12 protein-coding genes and 3 pseudogenes are annotated in these 19,695 nt (G+C 56.1%); 12 read left to right on the forward strand and 3 right to left on the reverse strand.

Going from position 1 to position 19,695, the window contains the following annotated elements; all coding sequences use genetic code 11:
* Both PACILC2_RS07565 and PACILC2_RS07570 read right to left on the reverse strand, forming a co-directional pair.
* Positions 1-519, reverse strand: a 519-nt coding sequence (locus PACILC2_RS07565; protein WP_504739382.1) for an ABC transporter permease family protein, incomplete at its 3' end; no start/stop codon positions are given.
* 43 nt (positions 520-562) lie between these two features.
* Positions 563-1,429, reverse strand: coding sequence for an ABC transporter permease (locus tag PACILC2_RS07570; protein ID WP_213528430.1), 867 nt, complete (start codon positions 1,427-1,429; stop codon positions 563-565).
* Between the two features lie 232 nt (positions 1,430-1,661).
* On the opposite strand from PACILC2_RS07570, the gene PACILC2_RS07575 reads away from it, so the two are divergent.
* From PACILC2_RS07575 to PACILC2_RS07630, 12 genes and pseudogenes are all read left to right on the forward strand, one after another.
* Positions 1,662-3,428 carry a sensor histidine kinase gene (locus tag PACILC2_RS07575; protein ID WP_213528417.1) on the forward strand — a complete coding sequence of 589 codons (1,767 nt, stop codon included), beginning with the start codon at positions 1,662-1,664 and terminating at the stop codon, positions 3,426-3,428.
* Positions 3,425-5,083 (forward strand): response regulator, encoded by a 1,659-nt coding sequence (locus PACILC2_RS07580; RefSeq protein WP_213528418.1) that lies wholly within the window; start codon positions 3,425-3,427, stop codon positions 5,081-5,083. Before PACILC2_RS07575 ends, PACILC2_RS07580 begins: the two co-directional genes overlap by 4 nt.
* Positions 5,084-5,231: 148 nt before the next feature.
* Positions 5,232-6,842: a type 2 periplasmic-binding domain-containing protein gene (locus tag PACILC2_RS07585; RefSeq protein WP_244863335.1), complete on the forward strand. Its 1,611-nt coding sequence runs from the start codon at positions 5,232-5,234 to the stop codon at positions 6,840-6,842.
* A gap of 195 nt (positions 6,843-7,037) precedes the next feature.
* On the forward strand, positions 7,038-9,116 hold the full coding sequence (locus tag PACILC2_RS07590) for a glycoside hydrolase family 2 protein (RefSeq protein WP_244863336.1): 2,079 nt from the start codon (positions 7,038-7,040) through the stop codon (positions 9,114-9,116).
* 97 nt (positions 9,117-9,213) lie between these two features.
* Positions 9,214-11,372 (forward strand): annotated as a pseudogene (locus PACILC2_RS07595) (DNA topoisomerase III).
* Positions 11,373-11,548: 176 nt separating this feature from the next.
* Positions 11,549-12,509, forward strand: a pseudogene (locus tag PACILC2_RS07600) (LacI family DNA-binding transcriptional regulator).
* A gap of 159 nt (positions 12,510-12,668) precedes the next feature.
* A complete protein-coding gene (locus tag PACILC2_RS07605; RefSeq protein WP_062490865.1) occupies positions 12,669-13,931 on the forward strand; it encodes an ABC transporter substrate-binding protein in 1,263 nt (420 codons plus the stop codon).
* A 106-nt stretch (positions 13,932-14,037) separates the two neighbouring features.
* A pseudogene (locus tag PACILC2_RS07610) lies at positions 14,038-14,912 on the forward strand (carbohydrate ABC transporter permease).
* The gene (locus PACILC2_RS07615) at positions 14,912-15,748 is read left to right on the forward strand and encodes a carbohydrate ABC transporter permease (protein WP_062490869.1); all 837 of its coding nucleotides are present in this window, start codon (positions 14,912-14,914) and stop codon (positions 15,746-15,748) included. Before PACILC2_RS07610 ends, PACILC2_RS07615 begins: the two are co-directional and overlap by 1 nt.
* 56 nt (positions 15,749-15,804) lie before the next feature.
* Complete coding sequence (locus PACILC2_RS07620) at positions 15,805-16,002, forward strand: metallophosphoesterase family protein (RefSeq protein WP_213528419.1); 198 nt, start codon at positions 15,805-15,807, stop codon at positions 16,000-16,002.
* A 492-nt stretch (positions 16,003-16,494) separates the two neighbouring features.
* Complete coding sequence (locus tag PACILC2_RS07625; RefSeq protein WP_213528420.1) at positions 16,495-17,595, forward strand: hypothetical protein; 1,101 nt, start codon at positions 16,495-16,497, stop codon at positions 17,593-17,595.
* A 50-nt stretch (positions 17,596-17,645) separates the two neighbouring features.
* Positions 17,646-19,313 (forward strand): glycoside hydrolase family 13 protein, encoded by a 1,668-nt coding sequence (locus PACILC2_RS07630; protein WP_213528432.1) that lies wholly within the window; start codon positions 17,646-17,648, stop codon positions 19,311-19,313.
* A 47-nt stretch (positions 19,314-19,360) separates the two neighbouring features.
* Here the strand turns inward: PACILC2_RS07630 and PACILC2_RS07635 are convergent, their stop codons facing one another.
* On the reverse strand, positions 19,361-19,498 hold the full coding sequence (locus tag PACILC2_RS07635; protein WP_213528421.1) for a hypothetical protein: 138 nt from the start codon (positions 19,496-19,498) through the stop codon (positions 19,361-19,363).
* Positions 19,499-19,695 lie beyond the last annotated feature (197 nt).

The raw sequence follows: 19,695 nt of genomic DNA on the forward strand, positions 1-19,695 counted from the left end.
GCGCCGCCTCCTCCAGCTCCCGCGGAATGTTGCGGAAAAATTGAGCAGCAGAATCATATTGTAGACGCCGACCGCGCCGGGAAGAACGAGCGACCAGATCGTATTGATAAGCCCCAGTTTCGTAATCAGAATATAAGCCGGGATGATGCCGCCGCTGAACAGCATCGTGAAAATAAAGTACCACATATACAGATTCCGCCCCGGGAGCGCGTGCTCTTTGGACAGCGCGTACGCCGCGGTTGCTGTCAGCGCCATGCTGAGCGCCGTGCCGAGGACCGTCCGTTCCACCGAGATGAAAATCGAGCGAATGAAATTCGGATTCTCGAACGTCTTGTTGTACGCTTCCAGCGTAAAATCGATCGGCCAGAATGTGACCAGCCCCGCATTGGCCGGCGCCGGCCCGCTGAACGATACGGCCAGCAGATGGACGAGCGGCAGTATGCAGAGCAGCGCGACGGTGATCAGAAACAGATGGTTGAAGAAGGAGAATATCCGGTAAGGCACCGTTTTGTAATACATCCGAAAGCGACTCCCCTCGTGTTCATGTCCGGTTCGAACCCGGCTAGAAAATCCGATAATTGGCGAACCGGTAGGCCAGCGTATACGAAACGATGATCAGCACCAGGCTGATGAACGACTTGAACAGGCCGACCGCGGTCGCGAAGCTGAACTGGCCGCTCAAGAGCCCTTCGCGATACACGAACGTGTCGATAATGTCCGCCTTGTCGTATACGAGCGGATTGTACAGGTTGAAAATTTGGTCGAAATTCGCATTCAGCACCCCGCCGAGCGCCAGCGTGGCGACGACGACCAGAATCGGCATAAGCGCCGGAATGGTGACGTGCACCGTCTGCTTCCACCGTCCCGCGCCGTCCACTTCGGCCGCCTCGTAGAGCGAAGGGTTGACGCCGGCCAGCGCCGCCAGAAATACGATCGTGCTGAAGCCGAATTCCTTCCAGACGTCGCTTACGATGACGGTAAAGCGGAACCAGTTGCCTTCTCCGAGAAAGAAAATCGGTTCGATGCCGAACATGCCGAGAAAGCGGTTGACGATCCCGGTCTGGGACAGCACGTCGATCAGAATGCCGGCGAGAATGACCCATGACAGGAAATGCGGCAAGTAAACGAGTGTCTGCACCGAGCGCTTGACGAACGATTTGCGCACTTCGTTCAGCAGCAGCGCGAATACGAACGGCACCAGCAGGTTCAGCGCGATTTTGATGCAGGCGAAAAACAGCGTATTCGAGATAATGCGGAGAAAATAATCGTTCTGGAGCATATAGCGGAAATGTTCCAGACCGACCCATTCCGAACGCAGAAAGCCGAGTCTCGGCTTATAATTTTGGAACGCCATCATAATCCCGAACATCGGAATATAGGCGAAGATGAACGTGAAGACGGCTGCCGGCAGCACCATGACATGCAGCATCCAGGCGTTCTGCCGGCGAACCGCGGCGGAGCCCCGGCGTTTGCCCGGAGGACGCTGCGGCGACAGTCCGGTATGCGAGGTTTCATTGGCGGCGTTCAAAGCGTTTCCCCCTTTTGACGTGAAGCTGGTTTCAGCTATACTCAATGTTACTGACGGCGCTCCGCCCTGCCTATATGGCGATCTTAGGCCGGTAGGATTCCGTTAGGCAATTCGGACAAGACGGGGGAAAACGATGAAGTTCAGACGAAATTTGTTTGCCAGACTGAATGCGGGATTGGCCGCCGTCTTTATGCTCATTGTCATCATTTATTGGCTTTCTCATCGTCAGACGACGGAAGTGATCCAGCGGGAAATCAGGCAGTCCAATCTGCAGAAGCTGCAGCTGATGAAGAGCGACATGGATTTCAAAATCGAGCAGATGGTCAGCTTTTCGATGATATTGCTCAACGACTCGACGGTCCGGCAGTTCGCTTCCATTCCGATCGATCGGATGAGCTACGATCAGATGGTTATCCGGCGGGCTATCCAGGATAAAATCGTGTTTCAGGAAAATATATCGCCGCAATGGAAAAGCTCGTTCGCGGTATATTCGACGTTCAATCGCGACATGCTTGCCGCCGAATTTTCGTCGTACGACGAGGAGGAATTGCGGAAAAACGTAACGGTTCACTGGACGCTCAGGCCGGACCGGAAAGGCGGGCGATCCTTTTACAAGTACATTTCCGATTCGATCATGCATGCCGGCGACCCGAAGGACGCGTCGGTCATTATCGAGGCCGCTTTTCCCGAATCCAATATTCGGGCGCTTCTGAATCAGGAAGCGCTGCATGGGCGCGGCGAAACGCTGCTGTACGACCCGGCTACGGGCGACTGGATATCGTCCGGAGGCGCGGACGAGGAGCTGACGACCAGCATACTTGACCAGCTGGCCCGGAAAGTCGACCGGCAGACCGGGGAGACGTTCCACTATGCTCTGGAGAGCGGCGAAGGCAAATATGCGGTGACCGGCGTCCGCTCGGCGACGCTGGGGTGGTATATCGTGGATTGTACGCCGCTTAAGGAAGCGATGAAGCCGCTCGGCAAGGCGAACGCCTTTTTCTATACGGTGCTGGTCGGATTGTTTGCGCTTACTTTGCTGATGTCCTTTGCTTTGCACCGGAATGTGCTGACGCCGCTCAAGAAGCTGATCGGCGGATTGCGAAGCGTTCAGTTCGGAGACTACGGCGTACGGCTGAAATGGGAAAGCGACTACCAGTTTTCGTTCGTGTTCGAACGGTTCAACGACATGACACGGCGAATTCGGGAACTGATCGAGCATGTGCTGATGGAACAGTTGCGAGCCAAGGATGCCTATGTGAAGCAGCTGCAGGCGCAGATCAACCCGCATTTTCTGTACAATTGCCTCGGCTTCATCATCAATATGACCGAAATGCAAAACAGCAAGGCTGTCGTGGCCATGGCGCACCGGCTTAGCGATTATTACCGCTACATGACGCGTACCGATGTCGGAACGGTAACGCTGCGGGAAGAACTGGAGCTGGTCCGCAATTATCTGGACATTCAGCAGATGCGCTTCCCGCGCCTCGATTACGATATCGATGTGGCGCCGGAAGCGGAGACGCTGGACGTGCCGCGGCTTATCGTGCAGCCGATCGTCGAGAACGCGATCGTTCACGGCGTCGCCCGCTCGGCAAGGCCGGCGTCGATCCGGATCGCCGGCGGGACGGAAGGAAAGCGCGTTTGGCTTACGGTGCGGGACAACGGCCGCGGATTGGACGAGCAGCGGCTCTTCCGACTGCAGCAGACGCTGCAGCTGCAGGAAGAGCCGGAAGTCGGCTACGGTCTGTGGAATACGGCGCAGCGGCTCAGGATGGCGTTCGGGGACGAAGCGGAGCTTACGGTAGCGCAGGCCGCCGAAGGCGGCGTCGTCGTCCGGCTCGAATGGACGAACGGCAGCGCGAAAAGCGCAGAAACGGCGGAAAGGAGACGGCAGGAATGACAGGAATGAAACATTTGCTTATTGTCGACGATGAAGCGCACTGGACGGACAATCTGGCCGACCATAAGCCGTGGGGAGAGGTGGGCATCGATGTCGTGCACAAGGCTTATTCGGCTTTTGAAGCGCTGGAGCTTATCCAAACGTACCCGATCGATCTGGTGATAACCGACATCATGATGCCGGAGTGGACCGGGCTGGAGCTGATTGAAGAAATTCGCAGGCGCCGGCCCGATACCATCTGTATCTTGCTGTCCGGCTATTCGGATTTCGAATATGCGAGAACGGCGATCGAGCTCGAAGCGTTCGATTATTTGCTCAAACCGGTGAAGGACGAGGAATTGTTCCGTGTCGTCCGCCAGGCGCTGTCCCGGCTGGAGCGGCTGGATGAGAAGGAGCGGCTGCAGCGCCGGCTTGCTTATTCGCTGAATGAGAATATGCCGCTGATCCGCAGCCATTTGCTGTCCGAATGGCTGACGGGAACGGCTCGTGCGGCGGATTGGGAGAATTGCGCCGTCCGTTACGGCATCCCGTTCCGGGCGGGGGACGAGGTCCTGCTGGTGCTCGTCCGGCCGGACGACCGGCTCGGCGGCGGCGAAGGGCGGGAAGCGCCGAAGCACGAACGGAAACTGGCGGAGTATGCGATTCAGAACATCGCCGAGGAATGGATGTCTTCCGGCGGATTCGACGTGTGGAGCTGCTGGCTTGGCCGGGATTATATGGCCATGCTGCTTCGCTGCGGGAACGGCCGGCCGCCTGCGCCGGACATCGGTGACGCGCAAGCGCTTGAGCGGCTGCTTCTCGGCCTGCAGCAAAATATTAAGCGTTTCGCGAAAGCGAGCGTTTCGCTCCTGATGACGGATCCGCACCGGTTTCCCGACGAGGTCCATGCGGCCTGCGAGAAAGCGCTGATCAGCTTCCGCCAGCAGGTCGGAGGCCGGCAGGAGCTTCTGCTGGCGCAAGAAGATGCGGCGCCGCCGCTTTCCGCCAAATCGCTGCGGACGCTGCACTGCCCGCCATCGCTGCTGCAACTGATGGAAGTGCAGCGCTGGCAGGAGGCGGAAGCGCTCGTGGAGCGGATGCTGACGGAGCTTGAGACTGACTGGTCCGAATCCCACGAGCATCTGCTGGCGGCGGCGATGGAGATCGGCGGCGCCTTTCTGCAGCTTGCGCACCGCAGCGGCATCTTTCTGCGCGACGCGGCGCCGGAGCTGACAAGCGGTTTTATCGCCGGGGAACCGATGCGTTCGATTGCGGCACTGCGCCGCTGGGCGTCCTCCATGCTGCAGGCGATGCGCTGCCATATGCGGGAGGAGGCGGTCCACAACCGCCGCGAGACGATACGCCGGGTTCATGAATATATCGAACGGCATTTGAAGACGGACGCATCGCTGCGCGCGATTGCCGATTACGTTCATATGCATCCGACCCACTTGTCCAAAATATACAAGCAGGAAACCGGACAGGGGCTGAGCGACTATTTGATGCAGGTGAGGATGGAGAAGGCTTGTGCGCTGCTGAGCGGCTCACAATTGAAGGTATATGAAATATGTGAGGAAATCGGCTATCTGGATCCGGCCTATTTCATCAAGGTGTTCCGCAAGTTTTACGGCGTGACACCGCAAGAGTACCGGGATCGGGTGAATGCCGGCAAATAACCGGATATGCGCGATCGTTGCGGAAGGCAGAGCGCCTCTTGATCCGGACTGCATGAACAATAAATTCTTATCGGCCTAACATTGTCTTATGGAACCGTCTTCAAAGGGCCTGTTAAGATGGGGCTATCATAAGGCAGGGGGGAACAAGATGCAACGCAAATTTCGCAAAGGATGGAGACTGGCGCTGGCCGCCGTCCTCAGCTTCAGCCTGCTTGCGGGCTGCTCCTCCGGAGGCGGAGAGGCGGAAGGAACGGGACAGGGAGAAGGCGGCGGACACGCCGAAGCGGCGGCGATCGCCGACGAGGCGGTCAAGAACGGCAAATACAGCACGCCGATCGAAATTACGAGCGTCGGCCGCCAACGGAAATATACGAAGGGCGACACGAAAGACAACAATGTGCACAGCCGCTGGGCGGAAGAGAAGCTCGGCATCAAAATCAAAAATATTTGGGAGCCGGCCAACGTCGACCAGTACAAGCAGAAGCTGCAGCTTGCGCTTTCGTCGGGCGAGGAGATTCCGGATTTTGTGCCGTACTACGACGATCCGGTCGTGATCGGGCAGTTGATCGAATCGGGCGAGTTTATGGCGATTGACGAATTGTTCGATAAATATGCCAGCCCGATTCTGAAAGAGCATTCCGAGAAGCATCCGGAAATGTGGTATCCGTTTATGTACGAGGGGAAGAAATATGCGTTGCCGGTACTCGAGTATCTGGACAACGACAATACCGTCTTATGGTTCCGAGAAGACTGGATGGAGAAGCTCGGGTTGTCGGAGCCGAAAACGATTGCCGATCTGGAAGTCATTATGGAGAAATTCAAGTATGAGAATCCCGACGGATTGAAGCCTGAGGAAGTGTTTCCGCTAACGGCCGCCATGCGCAGCACGCTGAACGGCTGGATGGGGTCGCTGGAATGGGTGTTCGGCGCTTACGGCACGATCCCCGAGCAGTGGAATATGGATGAGAACGGCCGGCTCGTCTACGGCTCCATTCACCCGGGAGCGAAGCAGGCGCTGGAAAAACTGCGGGAGTGGATGGCCAAAGGCTATATTCATCCGGACGCGGCGCTGTGGGACGAAGGCAAGTCGTCGGAGCTGTGGACGGCGGGCAAGGCCGGCATATTGCCGGGCGCGCAGTGGGTGCCGGACTGGCCGGCGCCGGATTTGACCAAGAACGTCAAGGGCTCCAAATATAAGGCGTACCCGATCCCGAGCGGCCCCGACGGTCATATCGGGACGAAGTGGCGCAGCAGCACCGGTACGAACGGCAGTATTCTGATCAGCCGTCACGCGAAGCATCCGGAAGCGATTTTCGTATACTACAACCATTTGCTCGAACATTACGCCAATCCGAAGGAAGGCAGCGAATACGAGTACGGTTTTGCCAAAGGATACGATTGGGATATTATCGACGGCAAACCGACCAGCGACGCGTCCAAAATTCCGGACTACAACAACGAATTCATGTTTATTACCGGGTTTAACAACAATCCGGCCCGGATTCCGGACCTCTATATGAAGACGCTGGTGAAGCTGGCGGAAGGCGGCAAGCCGGAAACGCCGTACGAACGGCAGCTTGCCGAACAGCGCAAACCGGAAAACTGGTATGCCGCGAAGGTTGTCATGGACCAGAAGGATATCCGGCGCAAAACTATTTCAACGGCGCTCCGACCAAAACGATGCAGAGCAAATGGAATTTGCTGCGGCAGTCCGAATTCGAAACGTTCAATAAAATCATCTATGGCAAACTGCCGGTAGACGAATTCGACAATTTCGTCGCGAAGTGGAAAGCAAACGGCGGCGATCAGGTGACCGAAGAAGTCAATGAATGGTATCAGGAGGTTTCGGGGCAATAATTTTCGCCCCACTGCAATCTATCGGCCGAAAGCGGCGTGAAGCGCGCCGCTTTCTTTATGCGCGGGCAGCGCAAGTGAGGCAGGAGGCGCTCTGAAGATGGGGAAACGTTTTTATGCCGTCCTGGCAGGAGCGGGGATCGTTTTGCTTGTCGGGGCGTTCGGATCGGTGTTGATGAAGGGAAAGGAGAATGTGCCGATGAGAAATAGATTGCCTGAAAAAGCGGAAAAAGGGTTGCTGCAAACGACGTTTCAATTCGAAGAGAAGGAAGGCGGCGTCATCGCCTATCAGAACGGCATTCCGGTGCCGACGTTCGAGCCTCAGCGGCGCAACGTGTTGACGTTGTCCGGAACGTGGAAGAAAGAGCGGTTTGCAGCCGACCATGATCAGACGATGGCTCCGCGGAGCAGGGAATGGGTGCGCGCCGTAGAGGAGGCGGCGGAAGGCCGTACCGCCGAGAAGTTTGACGATTCCGGCTGGGAGGACATCGAGCTGCCGCTTCCCGAGAACATCATGACCGGCGAGGAGAGCGCGGCCGGAGCGGAGACCTATGAGGACGGCGTCTGGTACCGCCGCACGTTCGAGCTGGACGATTCATGGAGCGGCCAGGCTGTCACGCTCAAAAGTTTGGGCGTCAGCTATATCGCAGACATCTGGATCAACGGTCAATGGGCCGGGATGCATGAGGGCGGATTTACGCCGTTCGCGCTGGATGTGACGCCCTTTGTCCGCAGCGGCGCCAATACGATCGCGGTCCGCGTCGACAATCCGCCGTGGGGTTCGCGGATCGATACGATTCCGGCGGTGGCGGGAACCGACTTTTTCAATTACACCGGCATCATCCAAGAGATATATTTGGAAGCGGCGCCGTATGTGCATATGGTGCGGGCGGACATTGTGCCGCAGGAAGAGGACGGAAGGCTGCTCATCCGGGCTGTCGTGGAGAACCGCGGCAACCGCAAGGCATCCGTGACGCTGGCGGGAGCTGTCTATGAGGCGGTCACCGACAGCGAGAAGCTGCTCGCATCGCCGTATCCCGCAGATATTATCGGCGCACCGGCCGAGACGGAAGGGATGGACGACCGGGACATCGAGCTTGCTCCGCTGGAAGCGCGGCTTGTGACATGGAACGTTCGTATCAAAGAGCCGAAACGGTGGACGATGGAGACGCCGCATCTGTACGTAGCGGAATTTTCGGTTCACCAGAACGGAACGGCAACGGATCGGCTGGCGACCCAGTTCGGCATCCGGACGATCCGTACGGACAAACGGAATATTTTGCTCAACGGAGAGCCAGTCTTTCTGAGGGGCATCGCCCGCCACGAGGAGTGGCCGGTATATGGCCGGACGGCTTCCTGGGAACGGATCGTCCGCGATCTGGAACAAATTCGCGGGCTGAATGCCAATATGGTACGGACCGGACACTATCCGAACCACGTTTACACCTACCTGGCGACGGATCGTCTCGGCCTTGCCGCGATGAGCGAAATCCCGCTCTGGCAGTTCGAGACGATTCATTACGAAGCGCAGCAGACGCGGCGTCTCGCCGATCAAATGTGGCGGGAAATGGTTTTCTCGCAATACAACCGTCCTTCGGTCATCATGTGGAGCACGCAGAACGAAAGCAAGGACGTCATGCTGCGCAAGGCTTACAACGAGCGGCTTGTCCGGGATATCCGCACTTTCTATGACGACGGCCGGCTCGTGACGCAGAGCGCTGCGGCCGATCAGCCCGGGCCTTGGGACGAATCGATGGAACCGCTTGACGTCGCGGCCTGGACGATGTATTTCGGTATTTTCCACGGGAGCACGCCGTACGAAGGGACTCGCGATTTTGTGGCGGAAGCGGCGCTCCGTTGGCCCGACAAGCCGCTGCTCAACACGGAGTTCGGTTACTGGACGGGAGAGACGGACCTTGAGGCGGACCGTCAGGCGGAGATTTATAACGAAACGCTGCGGGCGCTGATGGAGCAGGCGACGGTGACGATGGAAGGGCGGCCGAACCCGGAAGGGGTTTTGGCGGGAATCGACTTTTGGACGGCCTACAATTGGTATGTCAATCACGGACAGTGGAGCCAGACGATGGGAATCTACCATATGGACCGGACGACCGCCAAGCCGGTGCGGGATTTGATCCGGGAAGATTATGCCCGAATATCGGGCAAGCCGGCCCGGTAGGTTCTTTGACAACGGCGGCGCCCTTGACGGATAATGAACGAAAGATGAGGCCGCACTTGGCGGCCCGATCATCATGTCAGGGGAATGGAGCGTTGTCATGAAATCACTCGTATTGGCCGAAAAGCCGAGCGTCGCGAAAGAAATCGCCCGGGTGCTCGGCTGCGGGCAAAAGCATAAAAGCTACATGGAAGGACCGGATTATGTCGTGACATGGGCGCTCGGACATCTTGTCACGCTGGCCGAGCCGGAGGATTACGACCCGAAATACCGGACATGGAAGTTGGAAGATTTGCCGATTATTCCGGAACGGATGAACCTGAAGGTGCTGAAGGAGACGGCCGGCCAGTTTCGCGCCGTCGCCCAGCTGTGCAAGCGTGCCGACCTTGGCGAGCTTATCATCGCGACCGACGCCGGGCGCGAAGGCGAGCTGGTGGCGCGCTGGATTATGGAGCTTGTCCGCTGGCGCAAGCCGTTCAAGCGGCTGTGGATTTCATCGCAGACGGACCAGGCGATCCGGGACGGCTTCCGGAATTTGAAGCCGGGACATCAATACGATGCGCTGTATCAGTCGGCCGTATGCCGCGCGGAAGCGGATTGGCTCATCGGTCTGAACGTGACGCGCGCGCTGACGACGAAATATAACGCGCAGCTCGCCGCCGGCCGCGTGCAGACGCCGACGCTGTCCATCCTGATCGAACGGGAGCGGGAAATTCGCGATTTCCAGTCCAAGCCTTACTGGACGATCGCGGCCGATTTCGGCTCGTTCCAGGCGGTATGGCGCGAGAAGGACGGCCACGACGGGCGGCTGTGGGATGAGGCGCAGGCGGAGGCGATCGCGGAACGGGCGCGCGGGCGCGCCGCCAAGGTGACGAAGCTGCGCACGACGGAGAAGAGCGAGCCGCATCCGCAGGCGTACGATTTAACCGAGCTGCAGCGGGATGCGAACAAGCGGCTCGGCTTCTCGGCGAAGCAGACGTCAAATGTGCTGCAGCGGCTTTACGAGCAGCACAAGCTGGTGACGTATCCGCGTACCGATTCCCGCTACATCTCCAGCGATATCGTGCCGACGCTGAAGGGCAGGCTGGAGAGCGTCGCTGTCGGGCCTTACGCGGCGCTGGCCCGCAAAGTTCTGCGGGGAACGCTGCCGGTATCGAAGCGGTTCGTCGACGACAGCAAGGTGAGCGACCATCACGCGATCATTCCGACGGATCAGTATGTCAATCTGTCCGCGCTTACGAACGATGAGCGACGATTGTATGATCTGATCGTCCGCCGGTTTATCGCGCTGTTCTATCCGCCGTACCGGTACGACGAGACATCGGTCGTCCTCTCCGTCGGCGATGATCATTATTTCGCCAAAGGACGGATCGAGAAGGACGCCGGCTGGAAAGAGGTTTACGCATCCGGCGGGGCCGGTTCCCAGGGCGATGACGATTGGGACGACGAAGAGGACGGGGCGGACCGGAGCGACGCGCAGCCGGCGCAGCGGCTGCCGGAGCTGGCCGTCGGCCAGACGGTCCCGGTGAAGCAATGCCGCACGCGCGAGCAGCGGACGCAGCCGCCGGGCCGTTACACCGAAGCGGCGCTGCTGGCGAAGATGGAGAAGCACGGCCTCGGCACACCGGCCACCCGGGCCGATATTATCGAGAAGCTGCTGCAGACCGATACGATCGAGCGGACGCAGAACCGGCTCATCCCGACGGGCAAGGGCCGCCAGCTGTTCGAGCTCGTCGTGGATGAGCTGCGCAGCCCGGACATGACGGCGGAATGGGAGCGCGAGCTGGAGCGGATCGCCAAGGGCAAAGGCGACCCGCAATCGTTCATGGCCGGCATTCGGGAGCGGGCCCGGCTGTGGGTCGAGGAGGTCAAGCGGGAGACGAAGGAATACAAGCCGCACAACCTGACGACCTCCCGCTGTCCGTCCTGCGGCAAGCCTTTGATGGAAGTGAAGGGCAAGCGTGGCAAGTCGCTCGTCTGCTCGGACCGGGAATGCGACTACCGGCGGTCGGCGGAGCCGGCGCTGACGAACCGGAGATGTCCGCAGTGCCACAAGAAGATGGAAATCCGCAACGGCAAGGCAGGGAAATTTTTCATTGCCGTCCGTGCAACGTCATCGAGATGGTCGGCGACAAGCAGGGCGGCCGCGTAAGCAAGCATGAGCAGCGCAAGCTGATCGAGAAGTACAGCGACAACGCGCCGTTGTCGAACAGCCTCGGCGATGCGCTGCGGGCAGCGCTGCAGCAGAAGGGCGAGTAAGGCTGCCTGCGGCGGCGCCTCACAAATCATAAAAAAACGAAACTGCCAGGATTCATTCCTGGCAGTTTTTTTTACGTTGAAAAAAGTAAAATCTATATTTTTACTAAGTAAATTTTACAAAAGAATATTACCTGTTATATTTATATCATACAACTTTTCGATGGAGGCCGTAAAACATGATTGGATTGAAAGAGATCGCTAAGCTTGCGGGTGTTTCGGTGTCGACAGTATCCAATGTGCTGAACGGACGCAAAACGTCGGACAGGCGACACGGGAACGGGTGCTGCAAATATGTTCGGAATACGGCTACATGGAAACGTCGGGAAAAGCGGCGAAATCGGAAAAAATAAAACGGTTATCTTTATATTCAGCGATTTCGACCGGGACTTTTATTTGAAGATTATAGAAGGCATCAGCGATTGCCTGACCGAGAACGGTTACGATTTGATCATTTGCACGAATAAATCGAGCGCCAATTTTATGCGGAGCAATTTTGCCAGCGGAGTGATCAGCCTGGACGGAAGTATGCCGGACGAGCTGCTCGTATCCGCCGCCAAGGCCAATTTTCCGATCGTCGTGATGGACCGTATTATTGAAAACGAACATGCCCATACTAAAAGCGTTATCGTTGACAACTATCCCGTTATGTGTGAAATGGTGCAGGGACTGGTCGACAAAGGGTTCAGACGATTCGGCTATATCGGCGGCCTCGCTTTTACGCTGGACAATAAAGAACGTTTCGCCGGGCTGATCGATACGCTGGCCAAAAACGGCATTCCGTTCGACCAAAAGCTCTACTTCCATGGAAATTATCGCGAAAACAGCGGGTACCAGGCGGCCAAAATTATGATTTTGAGCAACGATGTGCCCGAGGTTGTCGTTTGCGCGAACGACAATATGGCCATCGGCGCGATCAAAGCTTTCGAAGAATACAACATCAGAGTTCCGGAAGACGTTGCCGTAACGGGATTTGACGATTCCGACATGGCGGCCGTGGCAGGTTTGACGACAATTTCCATCCCCCGATACGAAAGCGGCTATATCGCGGCCAAAGAATTGCTGGCGATGATCAACGGCACAGGAGGGAAAGAACCGTTTAAACTGAGTGCGTCCGTCAAATGGAGAGGAACGGCATAAATCAGATTTTATATTCATGAAGTAAAATTCGTTGTTTTTTACTAATCCGAATAAGTAAAATTTATTGACGATTTATAAAATCGATTTTATAATAAAGGCCAGTAAGCGTTTTACTCACTCGAGCAACTGGAATCACAACACCGTTAAGGGGGCATTACGTTGAAGAAGGTCAAAAAGTACTTCGGCATACTGGCCGCTACGGCGCTGTTGGCGGCTGCGGTAGGTTGCGGCAGTTCGACGGGCAACGATTCCGAGTCGGGCACCTCGGCGGACGGAACGGAAAAGTTGAAGAAAATTTCGATTTTCCAATCGAAGGTGGAAATTGCCGAACCGTTGGAAGCGCTAACGAAAAAGTATAAGGAAGAAACGGGCAACGAGGTTGAAGTGTGGGGCGCGGCGGGCGACGCTTATGCGACGCAGCTGCAGGCGAAGCTTACCGCCAATCAAGGGCCGACGATTTTCAGCGTGGCTCCCGGATCGGAAGCGGAGAAATTCAAGTCCTATTACTACGACATGAGCAATGAGCCGTATGTGCAATATATCGCACCGAACATGGCTCTGGAAATCGACGGGAAAGTGGTCGGCGTGCCGTACGGCGTGGAAGGCTTCGGCTTGGTTTACAACAAGAGCCTGGTCGATCCCGCCAATGTGAAGGACCTGGATTCGTTTACGAAAACGCTGGAGAAGCTGAAGGCGGAAGGCGTTAACGGTCTGAGCCTCTCGCAGGAAGCGTACTTCCTGATCGGACATCTGCTCAATACGCCTTTTGCGCTGCAGCCCGATCCGCAGGCGTTCATCGAGCAATTGAACAAAGGCGAAGTGAAGATGGCGGATACGAAGGAATTCCAGGAGTTTGCGAAATTTCTGGATGCCATCAAAGCCAATACGAAAAATCCGCTCGAAGTCAAATACGATACCCAGATGGGCGATTTCGCGACCGGCAAAACGGCGATGGTGCATCAAGGCAACTGGAGCTACACCATGCTGGCCGATTACGGGGACCTGGGTTTTGAAATCGGCATGATGCCTTTCCCGCTCGCCGGCAATGACAAGCTTGCCGTCGGCCAGGCAAGCAGCTGGGTCATTAACGGAAAAGCCGATCCGGAAGAAATCAAAGCGGCCAGCGCTTTCCTGAACTGGCTCTTCACAAGCGAGACGGGCAAAAATGCCATCGTGAACGAATTCAAATTCATTCCGGCTATGACCAATATCGAAGCGAACGAACTGGATCCTCTGTCCCAGGCCGTGCATGAAGCGACGAAGAGCGGCAACACGATTCCGTGGGCATTCCGTGATTTCCCGCAGGGCTTTATTGTGAACGACCTGGCTCCGCTCGCACAGGAATACTTCCTGAGCAAAAACATGACCGGGGAGCAGTTCCTGCAGAAGCTTGATGAAGTGTGGGCAAAGGCGGCAAAATAAAGCAATACAATTCAAAAAAACAAAGGCCTAACCTCGATCGTCAGCGTTAGGCTTTTGTTTTCCTTTTGAAAGCCGGAAACTATCTTTACTGAAATGAGTGAGACGGATGAATAAAAGAAAGGATAAATTATGGTTCGCCATATTCACGGTGCCGCTCCTTTTTATTTTTACAACCGTGGTCATCGTGCCGTTCGTCATCGGCATTGTCTATTCGTTCGTGGACTGGGACGGCATTCCCGCCAATCCCAAAGTGTTCGTCGGCTTTGACAACTACGTCCAGATCTTCCAGGACGAGCGCTTTCTCGCTTCCGCATGGAAAACGGTTCTTTTTACCGTTATGGCGCTTCTGTCCGTCAATGTGCTGGGGCTCATCTTTGCGCTCCTTGTGACGACGGGGCTGAAGGCAAGCAATGCGGCGCGGACGATGCTGTTCATGCCGAACCTGATCGGCGGTTTGATTCTCGGTTACATCTGGCAGTTCATTTTTACGGATATTTTGTCCATGATCGGCGAGAAACCGGTTTCGGAAGTCTGTTCTTCAATTGGCTGCTCGACCCGCAATTCGCCTTGTATTCCCTGGTCGTCGTCTTTACATGGCAGATGGCCGGATATACGATGATTATTTATATTGCCGGCATTCAAGGCATTCCCGACGATTTGATGGAGGCGGCGAAAGTGGACGGGGCCAATTTGTGGCAAAGGCTGACCCGAATCGTATTCCCGCTGCTCATGCCTGCCATTACGATCTGCCTGTTCCTGACGTTGTCCGGAGCATTCAAAATTTTCGACGTCAATTTGTCGTTGACGAAGGGCGGACCGAACAACGCCACGGAATTGTTCGCCATGAACATTTACAATGAAATATTCAGCTACAGCCATTACGGGCTCGGACAGGCGAAAGCGATCGTCTTCTTCCTGATCGTCGCCGCCGTAACCTTGACGCAAGTCATCATTACGAAAAGGCGAGAGGTGCAAATGTGATGAGAAAAACAAGCAAATGGATTTTCGAACTATTGCTTGTCGCCCTTGCGCTTGCATTCCTGTCGCCGATCTACATCATGATCGTCAACTCGTTCAAAAACCGGGCGGAGCTGTACGAGAACGCATTGGCCCTGCCGTCCACGTTAAGCTTTCAGTATTATAAGCAGGCCATGGAGAAAATGAACTTTCTTACCGCATTCGGCAACTCGTTGTTTGTAACCGTCATTTCGGTCGCGATTGTCGTCATCCTGGCTTCCATGACGGCATGGATGCTGGTCAGAACGGAAAACAAATTAAGTAAAATCATCTTTCTGACTTTCGTTTCCACGATGCTGATTCCTTTTCAGACGCTGATGATGCCGCTGATGCAAGTAATGGACTGGATCAGCCGGAATCTGCATATCCCGATGCTGAATACGCACGGGGGCTTGATCTATATGAATGTCGGCTTCCACGCCAGCATGGCGGTATTTCTGTATCACGGCTTTATCAAGTCCGTCCCGGTTGCGCTCGAGGAGGCCGCGACGCTGGATGGCTGCGGCAAATTCGGCGTATTCTGGCGCATCGTCTTTCCGATGCTGAAGACCATTACGATTACCATTGCGATTCTGGATGTCATCTCGATCTGGAACGACTATTTGCTGCCGTCCCTGACGCTTTCCGATAAAGGGCTCAGGACGATTCCGCTGTCCACCTTCTACTTCTTCGGTGAGTTCACTATCGTTTGGAATCTGGCGATGGCCGGATTGACGCTGACGATTATTCCGGTAGTCGTGTTCTACTTCTTCGCGCAAAAATATATCATCAAGGGCATTGCCGCCGGAGCGGTGAAATGATCGCCGTTTGAAACAAGCGAGACTTGCGCGATTGCGACGAAGGGAGCAGCTGAAGATTGAGAATTGTCATTCTCGGTGATTTTCATTTAAAACCCGAAGATTACGAACTGACGCGGTCGGCGATGGAAGATATTGCGAACTGCAAGCCGGATTTGATTATCCCGCTCGGCGACTTCGGCAGCCAGGAGAACATCGGCCGCGTTGCCGGACTGGAAGAAGCGGAACGATTTTGCGAATGCCGGGCGTGCCGTTGAGACCGATTTTGGGAAACCACGATTTGGAACGGGAGTCCGGCAACGGGAAGCAGCCGAAAGGCACGATGCAGGAACGCTTTTTGCAAATGTTTCAGTTGGATAAGCCGTACGGTGTGCTGGAATTCGAAAACTATCGATTCTTTTTCGCTTCGACGGAACCGCAAAGTCCGGATTCCTGCTATGACGTACAGGAGGTGTTCGCCTCCGACGAGCAATTTGCCTGGCTGACCGGAAAGCTCAAGGAACGTCCGAATGTCCCTGTTATATTTTTACTCACGCTCCCCCGGTCGGTTCCGGGCTGCGCACGGTGCCGCGCGTCCACGTACGGTCGACGAACGCTTACCTGGACGAAAACCATGATCCTTACCGGTGGTATTATTTATTCAAAAATTGTCCGGAAATCGTCATGTGGTTTTCGGCCCATTATCATTTGAGTCACATGCATCCTGATTCCCATACGTACCGGTTTGGAACCCACTTTTTATAACCGGCGTGCACGGCGCTTCTTTCACCCGCGACGGGCTGCGGCAATCCCGCATCGTGGACATCGGGGATAACGCCGTCACGGTACGCACGCTCGATCATATCAAGCGTTCGGTGACCGACGAAGGAGGCTGGAGGCACGAGGGTCCGATCCGATCGTTAATCAAAAAACCGGACGTCTTGCTGTCCCGCGTTCACTCCATCCCGGTCGGCGAAGCCCCGGCCATCCCGGGCGGCATCGTTCCGCTGTCCCCCGACCGGTGCCTGGTATCGACGGAGGACGGTTTTACGTGGGAGGCCGAACCGGGGGTGGAAGCCGTTTTCGGCACATGCCACATCGGTCCGGTTTTGTCTGCTGTAGCCGCTTCGGAAGAGCATATCTGGCTCGCTTGGGGAAATTCGGTCGGCCGCAGCGACCGGCACAGTCCCTGGCGGTTTGTCCGGGATGCGAACGGGGATTGGCCATCTGTGAAGTGGCAGTTCGAAAATGAAGCGGACGGTATGGCCGTAAGACCGGAAGGCGGCGTGTGGGTGGCGGCGGGTCCGGATTTGTGGAAAATCGATGACGCCGCGGCGAGCGGCTCGCCGTCCGCCGTTCGAATCTCCCCGCTCCCCGAACGAAGCCGGGCGTTGATTGCGGATGGGCGTACCTTATGGTCTGTCGCCGACTCGGGCACCGTATACCGGTACGATGAGGAGCGGCAGTCTTTTCAGCCTTATATGAAAAACGTACTAGCGTGGGATTCGTGGAGAGGGTACCATGCAGCGATTGTTGCCGATAATGGCGTTCTCCGGCTGAAATCAATGGACGAACGAAATCAGTATGAGGTATCGCTGCCGGTCCCGGTCGGCGAAGGCGCGCACGTTCAGGCGATCTGTTTGGGCAATCATCATGTTTTGGTTATCGCCGGCGGGCAAGCGTTCTTTGCCATCGTAAATCTGCAAATCGTGAGCAAGCTCGAAACGCCGAACGGCTATGCGGCTTCGACAGCCAGAGCGTATCACGCGAAGGCGGACAATGTTTGTTCGTCGTTTTACATCTCGGTGCAATCGAACGATCCGGGCGTGCGGCCGAGGCTCGAAATGTGGGAAGCCGCTCTCCGTTATTAGGGCGCCGCACCGGTGAAATGATCGCCGTTTGAAACAAGCGAGACTCATGCATCGCAGGGTTAGCAGCAAAGAGGAGTGTCCGATTTGAAAAAGTTTGGTGGAAAGAAGCGGTTGTTTATCAAGTATATTGGCGCAGTTTTTACGATACGGACGGAGACGGTTACGGCGATCTGCAGGGCGTAATCGAGAAGCTCGACTATATTCAGAACCTCGGGGCCGACGTCATTTGGCTGAATCCCGTCTACGAATCGCCGGATAAAGACAACGGCTACGATATATCCGATTATTACAAGCTGATGCCGAAAGCCGGTACGATGGAAACATGGGAGAAGCTGCTTCACGAAGTTCATCGGCGCGGGATGAAGCTGATTATGGATCTGGTCGTCAACCATACGTCGAACCGGCATCCGTGGTTTCTGGAATCCCGCTCTTCCCGCAGCAACCCCAAGCGCGACTGGTATATCTGGAAGGACCCGAAGGACGGGAAGGAGCCGAACAATTGGCGCTCTTACTTCTCGCCGTCCGTCTGGGAGTGGGACGAGAAAACCGGACAGTACTATTTTCACTCGTTCGCCGTGGATCAGCCCGATCTGAACTGGGCCAATCCGGAAGTTCGCGAGGCTGTCTACGAGATGATGCGGTATTGGCTGGACAAAGGGATCGACGGTTTCAGACTCGACGCCATCGCTTTGCTGGCCAAGCCGGAGCGGTTCGACGACGCGGACAATCCGCATGATATCCGGTATTTGACGAACAATCCCGGCCTGCACGACTTTTTGAAAGAAATGAACGAAAAGGTGCTGCGTCATTACGATATTATGACGGTTGGCGAAGTCGCCTATGTGTCGCCGGAAGAAGGACTGCTTTATGTCGGAGAGGACCGTCACGAGCTGAATGCGCTGTTTCATTTCGAAGTGGCCGATGAAATGCCCGGCTGGGATATGCTGCGGTTCAAAGAAATTCAAAAGAACTGGTATCAGAAATTGAAAGGGAAAGGATGGAATTCCCAATTTCTGAACAACCACGATCATACCCGGCAAGTGACGCGTTACGGCAACGACGGGAAATACCGGGTGGAATCGGCGAAGCTTCTGGCGACCATGCTGCATACGCTGCCCGGCAATCCTTACGTCTATCAAGGGGAAGAAATCGGGATGACCGGCGTTCGCTTCGCTTCGATCGAGGATTACAACGATATCGCGATGAAAAACCGGTACCGGGAGGAAGTCGAAAAAGGCAGGGACCCGAAAGAAGTGTTCGAAAGCCTGCTCGCCTTGAGCCGCGACAATTCGCGTACGCCGATGCAGTGGGACGATACCGAGCATGCGGGCTTTACGACCGGCATGCCGTGGATCAAAGTCAACCCGAACTACAAGGAAATCAATGTCAAGCGCGATCTTGCCCATGAGCATTCCATTTACCGGTACTATCAAAAATTAATCGCCCTGCGAAAGGCGAATCCGGTCATCGTCTATGGAGATTACGAGGATCTGTCGCCGGGGGATCCGCATCTGTACGTCTATACCCGGTGTCTCGACGGCGACCGGCTGCTCGTCATGCTGAATCATGCCGACCATGAGACGGCGTTCACCCTGCCCGACGGCTTCGACGATCGGCAGAAACAGCTGCTGATCGCCAATTACCCGGATGTCGGGGAGGGCGATTCCATCGCTTCCTGCAAGCTCAGACCGCACGAAGCGCGAGTGTACCGAATATGACCGGCTGCGGCCCCGGACAACACGTTTTGTCCGGGGCCGCTTGCTTGCTATTCCGTGAGCACCCGGTATATGTTCCGCGGCCTGCCTTTGGAAGCGGGGGCTTCTTCGCCGATCATTTCGGCCAGCCCTTGCTCCGTCAGGCTGTTCAGAATGCGGCGGGCATAGCGGGGGGCATCTTCAGCCATTCGGCCAGCGTCGAAGCGTTGATGGAATGGCTGCCCGACCTTTTTTGAACCGACATTCTTCGACTTCAACTAATCGATGTTCGTCTGCCAGATGCTTGCCTGTCCCCTTCCTGGCGTGCGCCGAACGTTGACGCTCCCCGCCAACCGGCAGTGCGCTTCGGCGAAAAGCATTTGCCGGTTTTGCTCCATCGGACGTA

The organism is Paenibacillus cisolokensis (assembly GCF_018403665.1).
Taxonomy (GTDB): domain Bacteria; phylum Bacillota; class Bacilli; order Paenibacillales; family Paenibacillaceae; genus Paenibacillus_AH; species Paenibacillus_AH cisolokensis.

Coding starts and splice junctions, on each gene's coding strand:
- PACILC2_RS07570 (WP_213528430.1), bottom strand. CDS start 1,429: ATGCTGCATGTCATGGTGCTGCCGGCAGCCGTCTTCACGTTCATCTTC.
- PACILC2_RS07575 (WP_213528417.1), top strand. CDS start 1,662: ATGAAGTTCAGACGAAATTTGTTTGCCAGACTGAATGCGGGATTGGCC.
- PACILC2_RS07580 (WP_213528418.1), top strand. CDS start 3,425: ATGACAGGAATGAAACATTTGCTTATTGTCGACGATGAAGCGCACTGG.
- PACILC2_RS07585 (WP_244863335.1), top strand. CDS start 5,232: ATGCAACGCAAATTTCGCAAAGGATGGAGACTGGCGCTGGCCGCCGTC.
- PACILC2_RS07590 (WP_244863336.1), top strand. CDS start 7,038: ATGGGGAAACGTTTTTATGCCGTCCTGGCAGGAGCGGGGATCGTTTTG.
- PACILC2_RS07615 (WP_062490869.1), top strand. CDS start 14,912: ATGAGAAAAACAAGCAAATGGATTTTCGAACTATTGCTTGTCGCCCTT.
- PACILC2_RS07635 (WP_213528421.1), bottom strand. CDS start 19,498: ATGGCTGAAGATGCCCCCCGCTATGCCCGCCGCATTCTGAACAGCCTG.